Here is a 13,188-nt window from a genome sequence, read left to right on the forward strand (position 1 = left end):
TGGGCCTCGATTCCTACCCCCGTCGCGCACCCCGCCCTCGCGCCCGACCGAAACAAAAAAGGGCCAGCGGAAATCCGCTGACCCTTTTGCAAACACAATCTTATTTTCAGGAGCTCATTTCGGCAATGCAGGACGGGCAAATGTTCTTGCCTTTGAAGTGGATAATTTCGTCTGCTTGGCCGCAGAAGATGCATGCCGGTTCATACTTCTTCAAAATGATGCGGTCACCATCAACGTAAATTTCCAATGCGTCCTTTTCACCGATGCCGAGCGTGCGGCGCAATTCGATGGGAATAACGACGCGACCCAATTCGTCAACTTTGCGTACGATCCCTGTAGACTTCACTGTACCATCCCCCGGTTCGTGGATTTTTAGGTTGTTGTATGTCTGTCTGCTAAAGTACTTTACGTTGGTGCAACAGGGAGTCCCTATCACAGCAAGCAAAAACTTCAATTAACCTAACTATAAATGATATGTTGATTATTGCAAGTCCTTACAGTTTCCATTTCAGAAAATCGACACAAAGGTTACTAATTCGGCCAAGATAAAGATCATCCCTCCATAAATGTCGAGACAATGGAACAATCGGTAGATAATAGGCTGCTCTGATTCCCGTGATAGATTTACGACACCTTCCTGCGACCATCGACTCCGGCCAGCGTTTTCTAAACTGGGTGAAGACGTTCGACGTTTGGATGTCCGATCACGTTGACTTCGCCGAAGCTTGTCATGTAAGGTAAAGACATGTTGGTCTTGATCATCGCAAATTGAATACTTTCTCAGTGAAGGAATGGTACCCAAAGAGGCCGTTTTAAGCGAGCCGGGATGGTGTGAGCCGGTAATGGAGCTGTTGGGGAGTATGGTTCTGGAGATCGAATGTTGAGATGGCTGTCTGTTTGGCAGCGCATTGAGACGTTTGCGGGCGTTCCCGTTATCGAACAGGGTGTTTTTACAACACTCGCAACGAGGCATGGATACGTTCATGCAAAGTTGGGTGGTACCGCGAGCATAACCTCGCCCCAATACTGGGCGAGGTTTTTTTGTGACTTTTTTTAGGGCTCGCATCGAGCAGGCGTGGGCGCGAGGGAACGAGAATTCCGTGGCAGTTTGGCGGTGAATCCTGCGTTGTCCCCGACCACGCAACGCGTACATCTGAGGCCAGATTCGTGGTTCAAGAGGAGGAAATCTTCATGGCAAAGCCATCGTTTTACATCACGACACCAATCTACTATCCGAATGACAAACTGCACATTGGGCATGCGTATACCACTGTTGCAGCGGATGCCATGGCGCGGTATAAGCGGCTGCGGGGATATGATGTCTACTTCTTGACGGGAACCGATGAGCACGGCCAAAAAATTCAAACGCGCGCTGAGCAAGCGGGACTGCCGCCGAAAGACTTTCTTGACCCGATCATCGAATGGATCCAAGCACTTTGGACGAAACTGAACATTTCCTACGATGACTTTATTCGCACGACGCAGGATCGCCACGAGAAAGTCGTTGCGGACATTTTTGAGAAACTGCTCGCAAAAGACGACATCTACCTCTCGCAGTACGAGGGCTGGTACTGTACACCTGATGAATCGTTCTGGACCGAGCGCGAGTTGAAGGACGGGAAGTGTCCAGAGTGCGGACGCGAAGTTCAGTTTGTCCAGGAGGAATCGTACTTTTTCCGGATGAGCAAGTACGTGGACCGGCTTGTGAAGTATTACGAAGAAAATCCGGAATTCATTGAACCCGTTGGTCGCAAAACGGAGATGCTCAAGAACTTCATTCAGCCGGGACTGCAGGACCTTTGTGTGTCGCGCACGTCGTTTGACTGGGGCGTACACGTCAAGAGCGATCCCAAGCACGTCGTTTACGTGTGGCTCGACGCCTTGACCAATTACATCACAGCGCTTGGCTATGGTTCGGACGATCCGGCACAGCAAGCGAAGTTTGCCAAGTACTGGCCCGCGGACGTTCATGTTGTCGGCAAGGACATTGTTCGTTTCCACACCATCTACTGGCCGATCATCCTGATGGCACTCGATTTGCCGTTGCCGAAAAAAGTTTTCGGTCACGGTTTCTTCCTGGTAAAGGGTGGGAAGATGAGTAAGTCGAAGGGCAACGTGATCGATCCGTTGCAACTCATTGACCGCTATGGTCGCGACGCGTTCCGGTACTTCTTGCTCCGTGAAATCCCCTTTGGGCAGGACGGTGTATTTACGCCGGAAGCGATGGTGGAGCGACTCAATTACGATCTCGCCAACGACTTCGGCAACCTGATCCACCGCACGGTGGCCATGCTGTACAAGTTTAACGACGGTGTCGTTCCCGCGGCTTCGGCAACGACCGATGCGGAGACGTCACTCGTGGAACTGGGGAACCAGGCGCGCGAAGCGGTCGAGACGCATATGGACCAAATGCAGTTTTCGCTAGCCTTGACGGAGATTTGGAATCTTGTTCGGCGGGCAAATAAATATATTGACGAAACACAGCCGTGGCGGCTGCACAAGGAAGGGAATACGGACCGGCTGAACACGGTGCTGTTCCACATGGTGGAGGCCATTCGCATGGCGTCTGTGATGGTTCAGCCGTTTATGACGGATGCGCCGAAGGCCATTCAAAAGCAGTTTGGCTGGAACGATGAAGTGTTTGCCTGGGATGCACTTGTCTTTGGACAAGGTCACAGTGGCAACAAAGTAGCCCAAGAATCGCCGCTGTTCCCACGGTTGGATGTGGAAAAGGAGATCGAAGCGTTGACAGAGATGACCGGATCGAAAAATACGGAAAACAACAAGGCAGAAGCACAAGGGGCAACAGAGGCACAAGCGGCTGCGTCGAAGGGCAAAGCGGAAATCACCATCGACAAGTTCGATGAAATTGAACTTCGGGTGGGCCAGATCAAAGAGGCTGGAAAAGTCGAAGGCGCGGATAAACTTCTGCAGTTTCAAGTCGATCTCGGCTACGAAACACGGCAAATCGTCTCCGGTATCGCCAAGTTCTATCAACCAGAAGAGCTGGTCGGCCGCAAGGTGATTGTGGTTGCCAACTTGAAGCCTGTGAAATTGCGGGGCGTGCTGTCGCAAGGTATGATTCTCGCCGCGTCCGAAGGGGACCAACTGACCTTGGCGACTGTACCTGATTCGATGCCGAACGGAGCGATTGTGAAGTGATGTTGTTTGACACGCACTGCCATCTGATGGATGAACAGTTCGTGGACGACTTGGACGACGTGCTGAGCCGCGCCCGACAAGAAGGGGTTACGCGTATCGTCATCCCAGCCGTCGACGTTCCGACGGCCCACAGAGCCATTGCCATCGCAGAGGCCAACCCGGGTGTGTATGCTGCGGTCGGCGTTCACCCCGAGGCTGCGAAAGATGTTCCGGCGGAGGACTTCGCGGAAGTGGAGCGGTTGGCGCAGCATCCGAAGGTGGTGGCGATTGGCGAGATCGGGTTGGACTACTATTGGGATGCCGCGCCCCGGCCTGAGCAGCAAAGTGTCATGAGACGGCAAGTCGAGATCGCCAAGCGGGTTCAATTGCCCATCATCGTTCATAACCGCGAATCCACGGCGGACATCGTGGAGCTTCTCAAGGATTCGGGTGCATCGCAAGTTCGCGGCGTCATGCACTGCTTTTCCGAGACGCTCGACGTGGCGAAAGAATGCATGGAACTCGGCTTTTACATTTCGTTCGGGGGCCCGGTCACGTTTAAAAAAGCGGACGACGTGCGCGAGGTGGCAGCGAATATTCCGGCGGATCGGCTGTTGGTAGAGACGGATAGTCCGTACTTGACGCCGCATCCGTTTCGCGGGAAGCGCAACGAGCCTGCACGTGTTCGGCTGGTGGCGGAGAAGTTGGCGGAAATTCGCGGCGTGTCGCTGTCGGAGCTGGCGGCTCAGACGACCAGCAACGCTCTTGAGTTGTTTACGAAGGTGCAGCGCGATGAGTGAGCGGGAGCGTTTGTCGGTCAGTGAAGTGATCGTCGTGGAGGGCATTCACGACAAGCAAATCGTGGAGTCCATCGTCGATGCGGATGTGATGGTGCTGGGTGGAGACCGGATTGGCAGACGGACCCTGGATGCATTGCGACGAGCCGTCGAGCACCGCGGCGTCATCGTCTTGACCGATCCCGACGGCGCCGGCGAACGGATCCGTCGGCGCGTCGACCAGGCTGTTCCTGGTTGTAAGCATGCTCACTTGCCCCGGGCACAAGCGATATCCCAACAGGGTCTTGGCGTTGAGCACGCGCGGCCGGAAGACGTCTTAGCTTGCATTCTGCGGGCACGCCCCATGACCAGCCGTGAACGGCGCGAGAACGTCTTTACGCAAAGTGATATGCTCTCGGCGGGATTGGTGGGCACGCCAGACGCAGCGGATCGGCGAACGAGGCTGGGGGCTGAACTCGGCATTGGCTACGGGAATGCGAAGGCATTTTTGCACAAACTGAATACGCTTGGTGTCACTCGAGAAGAGTGGGAAGCCGCATTGGAAAGGTTGCGATAAGATGCCTGAGAGCCAACCGCGGACAAATGCAGCCTCGACGAAAGATCTCCTGCATCGACACGGATTTTATACAAAAAAACAATTTGGACAGAACTTTCTCGTCAACGACAGGATTTTGCAACAGATTGCGGATGCGGTTCAACCTGATGAAGACACGGTTGTGCTGGAAGTTGGACCGGGATCGGGTGCGCTTACCGTGCATTTGGCGGAAACGGCGAAGCGTGTTGTGGCCATTGAGAAGGATGAAAGCCTGCGTCCCGTTCTCGCCGACGCCTTACAAGGCTATGCCAACGTCGACGTGACGTTCGCGGACTGCCTGGAGACGAACTTGGGGGAGCTAATGGCACCGTATCTGGATGCGTCAACGAAGTTGGTGTTCGCCGCGAATCTGCCGTACTACATCACGACACCGATTCTGTTTCAAGTGCTGGAGTCTTCCCTGCCGTTGACGCGGGCTGTTGTCATGGTGCAGAAGGAAGTTGCCGACCGAATGGTCGCAACCCCTGGTGGCAAGGATTACGGTGTACTGAGCGTTGGCATCCAATATAGGGCAACGGTCAAGCGCCTGTTTACGGTTCCGCCAAGCGCATTTTTGCCGCAGCCCGGTGTGGACTCTGCCGTCGTTTTACTTGACTGTACGGTGCCTGTGGACGTTCACGTTGATGACGAGCAGCTGTTTTTCCGCGTCGTGAGAGCGGCGTTTTCCACGCGTCGAAAAACCCTTTTGAACGCATTATCGAACGGTTTGGGCAAATCGAAAGACGTCTGCCGCGAGTGGATTGTCACATCCGGGATTCAACCCGAAGCGCGGGCGGAAACGTTGTCCATCCATCAGTTTGCCGAATTGGCAAATCGCTTTCCCCATGCCTAATCGTCCAAACCTTCAACGCATCTTCCCTATTTTTTGCTCCACTGAATATACTAAGGGTGCAGAGGGGGGATGCGGTATGATGTTTCGCAGTCCGACACTTGGCATACTCACACTCGAACAGGTAGCAGAGGACATTGTAAGGCAGCGTCTGGCTGATCCGGATGCGCGTTTCCGCTTGATTATCGGCACCGATTCCCAACCTCAACGCTCTGAAGCCACTTTCGTGACAGCCATTATCTTTCACAAACTGGGTCGTGGCGCTCGCTATTATGTGCACAAGGAGCAGCACCAGCACATGCGATCTCTCCGACACCGCATGTTCACGGAAGCCTCGCTGTCCATTCAAACGGGCGGTCTATTGACAGAACAATTAGAGACCGTCAGCGGAGAATGGCACATAGAAGTTCACTTGGACATTGGGGAAAACGGCGAGACGAAAAAGTGGATCCGGGAAATTGTCTCTTGGATCGAAATGAATGGATACGAAGCGATAATTAAGCCGGACTCCTTTGGTGCATCCAAAGTGGCCGACAGGTATACGAAATAAACGTATCCGACCGTTCTCCCTGGGGGAATGGTCGGACGTTGTCTAAGCCTCAATTTGCCACGATGCTTCCGCAGCATATCTCGTCAACGTTCGGATGTCACGATCCGGCAGGTTTGCCAGTGGCCCCAACCGTTTGACAGGTCTCCCGCCTAAAACATCACACGCAACCTGGCCATCCTGGGCGATCCGATTGGAGATGGCGGCGTGGTGGAGACGTGATCGACTGGGGTTACCCACCAATTCCATGTGCCAGTCCTCGAATGTCATCCACAGGCAGCCTCGCATGGCCGCAAAGGCGAAGAAGTGGCCCGGATGAGCGATCAGCATGGGTGAGCCGTGCTGAAACATCCGAGTGCGGACAAGCATGGGCAAGAGAAATGGTGCAGCAGTCTCGGGTACGACCTGCTGCATCTTCAGTGCCGCTCGCCATGGCATGGCCGTTACGCCCACTAGGCTGGACGACCCCAAACTGCTCCACGTAACGGATAACACATCGCAATTAAGCTCCCGCCCCGCGAGAAGGAAATCTCCCAACATGGGTCCAAATGCACCCTGCCAATCTCCGTCGATGTAAAGAAAAAGTCCGTCCCCCGGGTGTTGTCTCAGCGCGCTGTATGTGCCCACGGCGCGTGCAACGTCGTGACCCAGTGCGGATTCGATCCACACGATGTGCAGGTCGTACGGCAATTGGGACTGCAAGCTGAGGGCCAAGGACGATGTCTCATCCGTACAGCCATTGCAAACGACGATGGCACCATCGATTCGCGCGCGTTCCAACTGATGGAGTACGTTGACAATGCTTTTGGCTTCGTTTTTGGCCGGGATAATTGCAATGATAGGCGAGTCCATTGTCGATCCCTCCGCTCCTGTCACACACCATGGGCCATGTGACATATGGTAGTGCAGATTCGTAACAGGGAGGGGTGGTTTCATGTGGAAAGCAGGCGACATGGTGACCCGCAAGTCGTACGGCAAGGATGTTTGCTTTGTCGTCGTTGAGACAGATGAAGCGACGGAAACGGCCATTTTGAAGGGCATGGATGTCCGCCTCATGGCCGATGCACCGTATGACGACCTAGAGAAGGTCAGCGACGACGAACTGCGCCAGTTTGAGGCAGCCCGCAATCAAGTTGAAGGTGAATGCCTTCGCTTGATTCAATCACGCCGTGCCCACGAGTACGAAAAACGGGCACTCAGACGCGAAAGCCGTTTCCAGACCAACCCGGATTTTTTTGAACGGCCCGGTCGGATTCTTCACTTAGACGGTGATGGTTCTTACCTACAAAAATGTTTGACAGTGTATCGCGAACTCGGAATCCGGGCTATCGGGCAACATGTAGCGGAAGCGCAAATGCCCACCGCAGTAAACAGCCTTTTGGAACAGTATGAGCCGGATATTTTGATTATTACTGGACATGACGGCGTGATTCGCAAAGGCAAAGACTGGTCTGACATCCGGAATTACCGTAACTCACAGAATTTCATTCGCGCGGTCTCCAATGCCAGAAAGCACGCTCGAAACATGGACGATCTCGTCATCATCGCCGGCGCCTGCCAATCTCACTTCGAGGGCATCTTGGATGCCGGCGCGAACTTTGCCAGTTCGCCGCAGCGAATCATGATTCACGCCCTCGATCCCGTCTTTATCGCCGAAAAAATCGCATTTACACCGATTCACGAAACGGTTAACTTATACGATGTCGTCAAGTCCACGTACACAGGAACAGACGGCATCGGGGGACTCGAGTCTCGGGGGAAGTATCGTTTGGGTTTGCCGAGATCGGCGTACTGAGGAAATTCCGCATCGCAGTAAATTACCCATTGACAATAAAAATCATGCGCTGATATAATAATTCACTTATTATTGACATACCCCCTTGCCCGTGCTATACTGATGTACGGAAAGAGGTGGTGTGTGTTGGCAAAAAATGCGCTCCACGAAATTAAAAAAAGCTTGGATGGACTCATCGGCGAACGCGTATTACTCCGGGCAAACGGAGGAAGACGGAAGACGGTCGAGCGCTTCGGTGTATTGGAAGAGACGTATCCATCCGTTTTCGTGGTCAAGTTGGATCCGCCTGATGGCTCGTTTGAACGCGTTTCGTACAGTTATGCTGATGTTCTAACGGAAACAGTCGAACTCATGCTCTGTACGGAAGATGGCAATACGTCGAAGTTCGCGCTCGAACAGTAACCTGACACTCCATCGAGTAGTAAACTTCAAAGTTGATGAGTATTAAACAGAGGGACGCCTAGGCGTCTCTTTTTTATTTTCAGGCGGTCGTCCCTCCGGCCGAGATGCGTAGGGCAGCGGGCGTTCGGGTGGGCTGCCGCCTTGGCTTGGGGGTTAGCTGGCGGATTGCGCGGGTGACACCTAGGCTGGGTGTGTGGGTGGCACCTGGGCTGCGAGCGGTCGGAAAGCAGTGGGTTGGCGGCGGGGCTGGCTGCGAGCGGCACCTGGGAAGCGGGAGACGCGGTTGCGTTGAGGCGTCGGTGCGGCGCATGGGTCGTCGGCATGACGGACCCCCGGACCCTCGCGCGTCGGTGGCCTAAGGCCGTGAGTCAGGGTGGGGAAGGTGACATGGCTCTGTTGATGTCAGGTGATACCGGTTGAAATTCGGTAGACATTTAACAAATATGGACTCTACATAGAATTCGTGTTGCGAGCCCTGTGTAGGTGAATTTGTATACATGGCGGATCGGTCGACATTGATTTACATAAGACCCTGGCGTTCCCTAATGAGTAGAATTCGTCGGTGTATCAGTCAGACAGAGCACTGGCAGTCCTCTATTCCGGGCCTGAACACGTCCAACGCACGTGAATGGACCGACAGCGGACCTGAGTTCCTTTAGCCATTTTCGTGCGACGAAATATATCCTGTAGAGGTACAGAGTTCCGCTCTTGCTTAGGGGCCGAGTCGCGTACCACTGGCAGCACCTTGATACCCTCGGGCGACATTTCCCGGACCCGCACGCTGTCATACGTGTGCACCCCATCCATCTGGCCACTCTGGGTCGTCACGCTGACTGTAGGGGTCATAAGACCCTGGCATTCCGTATTGAACCAAATTCCTAGGTACATACAACACAAAGAGAACCGCCAGTCCTCTATTCCGTGCCTAAGCACGTCCAATGTATGCGAATAAGCCCGACAGCGGACCTGAGTTCCTTTGACCACTTTCGTCCGACGAAATATACCCTGTAGCGGAACAGGGTTCCGCTCCGTTACACGCCATGCCCGCCCCCAGCCCGGCCCAAACCCCGCCCCGGCGCACACCGCGGCATGGGTAAACTCCGCCATTCGCGCACATGATATGTTTGTCGTTGCTCTGACAAGGAGGGAATCGGCATGGCGAGAAGGCGCGGAATGATGTCGGATGCGTTTAAAGTGGAACTTGCGAAAGAGCTTGGTTTCTATGACACCGTAGCCCAAGAGGGCTGGGGTGGGATCCGAGCGCGGGATGCAGGGAACATGGTGAAACGTGCAATCGAGATCGCTGAGCAAGCTATGGCAGAGAGAACTCAAGGTCAGTAACGACGGGCTGTCCCACAAATGCAGTGTGTATTTTGTGGGCAGCCCCTTTTTATATTCACCAGTGACTCACTGGTCGTCGTAGTGCCAAGTAATGGACATGCGTTTGTTCACCTTACCGTTTGGAAGCTAGTGCGGGCGTTGGCGTCTGGAATAGCGTTCTCGTTAGATGGAAACCATAGCGTTGTATTTTCACGATTTTTTTTTGTCAAAGCGCCGAAAGCCGAGGAGGGAGCCGTTTGGCAGCGAAAACTGGCCCTTTAGTCATCGTTGGTGGGGCTGAAGATAAGACGGGCGAATGCCGGATTCTGCGTCGGTTTATTGAACTGGGAGGCGGGAAAAGCGCTTACGTTCTGGTCATTACCGTAGCAACGGAGCTTCCAATCGAAGTCGGGACGGAGTATACCGAGGTATTTGGCCGGCTTGGCGTTGCAGACGTGCGCACATTCGATGTTTCCACGCGTGAAGCGGCGAATTTAGACAGTGCGGTGAAGATGATTCGCAATGCTACTTGCATTTATTTTACAGGCGGCGATCAGCTTCGCATCACCAAACTTTTAGGCGGAACACGTGTGGATGCAGAGCTTCACGAGGCTTACCACCGTGGCGTGCCGCTGGGGGGAACCAGTGCGGGTGCTTCCATGATGTCGAGCACGATGATCGTGGAAGGTGAGGCTGAGACCAATCCGCGTGTGAGCATTGTCGACATGGCTCCAGGCATGGAGTTCTTGGACGGTGCGGTCGTGGATCAGCATTTCGCCCAGCGCGGGCGCTTGGGACGATTGCTATCGGCTGTCGCACAGTATCCGCACCATCTCGGTCTCGGAATCGACGAGAATACTGCTGTGATCGTGCAGGATCACGTCCTAGAAGTCGTTGGTCAAGGTGCAGTGAGTATTGTTGATGCGGGGAGCGTCAGCTATTCCAACTTAGACAAGGTCACTCGTGAAGAATCGCTTGCGCTCTGTGGCGTGAAATTGCACATGCTTCCGGAAGGATGCGGCTTCCATTTGCGCGACAGAGAACCGATTCCTGACTTTAAAAATTGGACTCGCAAGCAGAACAAGGAGCTGTCCTCATGAATATCGTATCGGTTCGCCATATCGATGGCCCGAACGTATATCTTTATAAGCCAATCATGGTCGCGAGAATTCATTTGGAATCCTATACGGAGAAGGAAAGTTTTCATTTTCCTGGTTTTACAGAATCCCTGATTCAATTGTTGCCCGGTCTTAGGGAGCACCATTGCGCTAAGGGAGAACCGGGTGGATTTATAGAACGCCTTCACGGAGGCACTTATTTCGGGCATATCACTGAGCACGTTACCATTGAATTAGCTACTTTGTTGGGACTTGACGTTCACTACGGAAAGACAGTTTACGCAGATGGACCTGGGATTTACGACATTGTCATGGAATGCAAGGCGTACGAATGTCAAAGGCAGCTTCTCTTCCGGGCCGCCGATCTCGTCCGTCAATTAACGGAGCAAGAGGTTGCTCAGCCAACAGTAGAAGAAATTCTCGATGAAGCACGCGCAGTGCTCTTGAGAACCGGGTTGGGGCCGAGCACCCAGGCTATCGTCGACGCGTGCATTCGGCGGCAAATTCCCGTACGGCGGCTTGGTACGGGTAGCTTGTTGGAATTGGGGTATGGCATTCACCGTCAACGCATTGCCGCGACAATCACAGACAAAACATCCTGTGTGGCGGTCGACATTGCCTGTAACAAGGAGCAAACGAAGGAACTGTTGCGTGAAGGCGGTATTCCAGTACCAGATGGTGGACTCGCGTCATCGGTCGAGGAAGCGCTGGACTGGTTTCACCGGCTCGGAGAACCAGTGGTTATCAAGCCGTTTGACGGGCGACAGGGCCAAGGCGTCTGCTTGAATATCGAGCAGGAAAATGAAGTCCGGGATGCCTTCCAAATTGCTTCTGAATACGCGTCAAGTGTGTTGGTGGAGCGCTACGTTCCTGGGGAGAATGTGCGTCTTCTCATCATCAACGGGGAGTGCGTGGCTGTGTCGCGACGCGATCCCGCCAACGTCGTGGGGGACGGTGTCCACTCTATCGGGGAGTTGATTGAGCAGGCGAACGAAGACCCACGACGGGGCGTAGGGCATGAGAAACCCCTGACGAAAATTCACGTGGATGCTGTTGTTCAGGGTACGCTTGCACGATTGGGCAAAACATTGGACAGTGTACCACTGCTCGGTGAGCGCGTCGTTTTACGGGATAGCGCAAACCTGTCAACGGGCGGTGAAGCACATGATATGACGGATGAGCTACATGCGAGTTATAAGCGATTCGCTGAGCGCAGTGCGCGTATTGTTGGACTGGATGTGTGTGGGATCGACATGGTCGTAGAAGACCTGAATGTGCCAGCCACGGCTGACAATTGTGCCGTGATCGAGGTAAATGCCGCGCCGGGTATTCGCATGCACCAACATCCATCGCATGGAGCGGCTCGTGATGTCGCTGATGCCATTGTTGAGTCTCTGTTTCCGGGCGGTAAAAGCGGCCGGATTCCCATTATTTCGGTTACCGGCACAAATGGGAAGACGACAACGGCTAGGCTCATTGCCCATGCGATAAAGCGCGAGGGCAAGACAGTCGGACTCACGACAACGGGCGGCGTTTACATCAACGATGAGCTGATCCAGGGTGGCGATACGACTGGTCCGCGCAGCGCCCGACTCGTATTATCCGATCCGACCGTTGAACTCGCCGTCCTCGAAACAGCCCGCGGGGGCATCCTTCGCGGAGGACTGGCTTACGATAAGGCGGATGTTTCGGTCATCACGAACATCACACTCGATCACGTCGGACAAGACAGCGTCGACACCATCGAGGATCTCATCCACGTCAAGTCTCTTGTAGCCGAATGTACTCATCCGGACGGTACCGTCGTGCTGAACGCCGACGATGAGAATCTGGTGAACTTGAGCAAGCGCCTGAAAACACGCGTTGTGTTTACGTCTTCTCGGGCTGACAACCCAGTTGTTGAACGCCACCTCGCCGTTGGCGGTACGGCCGTGTACGTTGACAACGGCTATATCGTTGAAGCGAACGGGACACTGAAGCGGATGCTGACATCAGTGCTCGACATACCGCTGACGATGCGTGGAACGATAGGCTTTCACATCGAAAATGCTGTACTCGCGGCAGCGGCTCTGCGGGCAGCAGGTGTTTCACGCCGGGCTGTTGCCGCAGCGCTCCGGGGATTCGAACCGACGTCCAACCGCGGTCGTTGTATGATTTACCGAATGCCAAACGGTTCGCACGTCATTCTCGACTATGCTCACAATCCTGCGGGCTTTCAGCGGATCGGAGAATGGCTGCATCGACTCCCGCATCAGCATCTGATCGGCGTCATTGGTGTCCCGGGGGATCGGGCTGATACAGTCGTCGAACTGTCTGCCCAAACGCTCGCACCGATCTTCGACGCGTTCATCGTCAAGGAAGACGCCGACAAGCGAGGCCGCAGGGATGGAGAAATTGCCGAGATCATGCGCCGGACACTTCGAACAGTTGAACCGAGCAAACCGGTACGGGTCGTATTGTCTGAAACAGAGGCGTTAGCCCAAGCGACGACTATGCTCCAACCGGGTGATATTGCTTGTTTATTTTACGAATCTGCTGAAGCACTTGATCGATTCCTAATGGATGAAGGCGCACAACGAGTCAGTGACATCACGGTGTCTACAAACCGAAGCTATGCCATGCTGTAATCATATTCAGCCTCAGA

The 13,188-nt window shown here is 54.1% G+C and carries 12 protein-coding genes; 10 read left to right on the forward strand and 2 right to left on the reverse strand.

Going from position 1 to position 13,188, the window contains the following annotated elements:
• Positions 1-106 precede the first annotated feature (106 nt).
• A complete protein-coding gene (locus NZD86_RS01850; protein ID WP_021294663.1) occupies positions 107-346 on the reverse strand; it encodes an AbrB/MazE/SpoVT family DNA-binding domain-containing protein in 240 nt (79 codons plus the stop codon).
• Between the two features lie 845 nt (positions 347-1,191).
• On the opposite strand from NZD86_RS01850, the gene metG reads away from it, so the two are divergent.
• The 5 genes from metG (at position 1,192) to NZD86_RS01875 (ending at position 5,912) form a co-directional block, all read left to right on the forward strand.
• Positions 1,192-3,162: a methionine--tRNA ligase gene (gene metG, locus NZD86_RS01855; RefSeq protein ID WP_268044790.1), complete on the forward strand. Its 1,971-nt coding sequence runs from the start codon at positions 1,192-1,194 to the stop codon at positions 3,160-3,162.
• Complete coding sequence (locus NZD86_RS01860) at positions 3,162-3,941, forward strand: TatD family hydrolase (protein WP_268046753.1); 780 nt, start codon at positions 3,162-3,164, stop codon at positions 3,939-3,941. Before metG ends, NZD86_RS01860 begins: the two co-directional genes overlap by 1 nt.
• The gene (gene rnmV / locus NZD86_RS01865) at positions 3,934-4,494 is read left to right on the forward strand and encodes a ribonuclease M5 (protein ID WP_268044792.1); all 561 of its coding nucleotides are present in this window, start codon (positions 3,934-3,936) and stop codon (positions 4,492-4,494) included. Before NZD86_RS01860 ends, rnmV begins: the two co-directional genes overlap by 8 nt.
• A 1-nt stretch (position 4,495) precedes the next feature.
• A complete protein-coding gene (gene rsmA, locus NZD86_RS01870) occupies positions 4,496-5,365 on the forward strand; it encodes a 16S rRNA (adenine(1518)-N(6)/adenine(1519)-N(6))-dimethyltransferase RsmA (RefSeq protein ID WP_268044793.1) in 870 nt (289 codons plus the stop codon).
• A gap of 76 nt (positions 5,366-5,441) precedes the next feature.
• Positions 5,442-5,912, forward strand: coding sequence for a ribonuclease H-like YkuK family protein (locus NZD86_RS01875; protein ID WP_268044794.1), 471 nt, complete (start codon positions 5,442-5,444; stop codon positions 5,910-5,912).
• 42 nt (positions 5,913-5,954) lie between these two features.
• On the opposite strand, the gene NZD86_RS01880 is transcribed toward NZD86_RS01875, so the two are convergent.
• A complete protein-coding gene (locus NZD86_RS01880) occupies positions 5,955-6,761 on the reverse strand; it encodes a glycosyltransferase family A protein (protein ID WP_268044795.1) in 807 nt (268 codons plus the stop codon).
• Between the two features lie 82 nt (positions 6,762-6,843).
• Here NZD86_RS01880 and yabG point away from each other — a divergent pair, with 82 nt between their 5' ends.
• The 5 genes from yabG to cphA all read left to right on the forward strand — a co-directional run bounded on the left by yabG (position 6,844) and on the right by cphA (position 13,171).
• On the forward strand, positions 6,844-7,704 hold the full coding sequence (gene yabG, locus NZD86_RS01885) for a sporulation peptidase YabG (protein WP_268044796.1): 861 nt from the start codon (positions 6,844-6,846) through the stop codon (positions 7,702-7,704).
• Positions 7,705-7,830: 126 nt separating this feature from the next.
• A complete protein-coding gene (gene veg / locus NZD86_RS01890) occupies positions 7,831-8,106 on the forward strand; it encodes a biofilm formation stimulator Veg (RefSeq protein ID WP_268044797.1) in 276 nt (91 codons plus the stop codon).
• Between the two features lie 1,155 nt (positions 8,107-9,261).
• The gene (locus NZD86_RS01895) at positions 9,262-9,447 is read left to right on the forward strand and encodes a small, acid-soluble spore protein, alpha/beta type (RefSeq protein ID WP_268044798.1); all 186 of its coding nucleotides are present in this window, start codon (positions 9,262-9,264) and stop codon (positions 9,445-9,447) included.
• A 236-nt stretch (positions 9,448-9,683) separates the two neighbouring features.
• Positions 9,684-10,526 (forward strand): cyanophycinase, encoded by an 843-nt coding sequence (locus tag NZD86_RS01900; RefSeq protein ID WP_268044799.1) that lies wholly within the window; start codon positions 9,684-9,686, stop codon positions 10,524-10,526.
• Positions 10,523-13,171, forward strand: a complete 2,649-nt coding sequence (cphA, locus tag NZD86_RS01905; RefSeq protein WP_268044800.1) for a cyanophycin synthetase — start codon at positions 10,523-10,525, stop codon at positions 13,169-13,171. Before NZD86_RS01900 ends, cphA begins: the two co-directional genes overlap by 4 nt.
• Positions 13,172-13,188: the final 17 nt, after the last annotated feature.

It is taken from the genome of Alicyclobacillus dauci, from assembly GCF_026651605.1.
GTDB lineage: Bacteria > Bacillota > Bacilli > Alicyclobacillales > Alicyclobacillaceae > Alicyclobacillus > Alicyclobacillus dauci.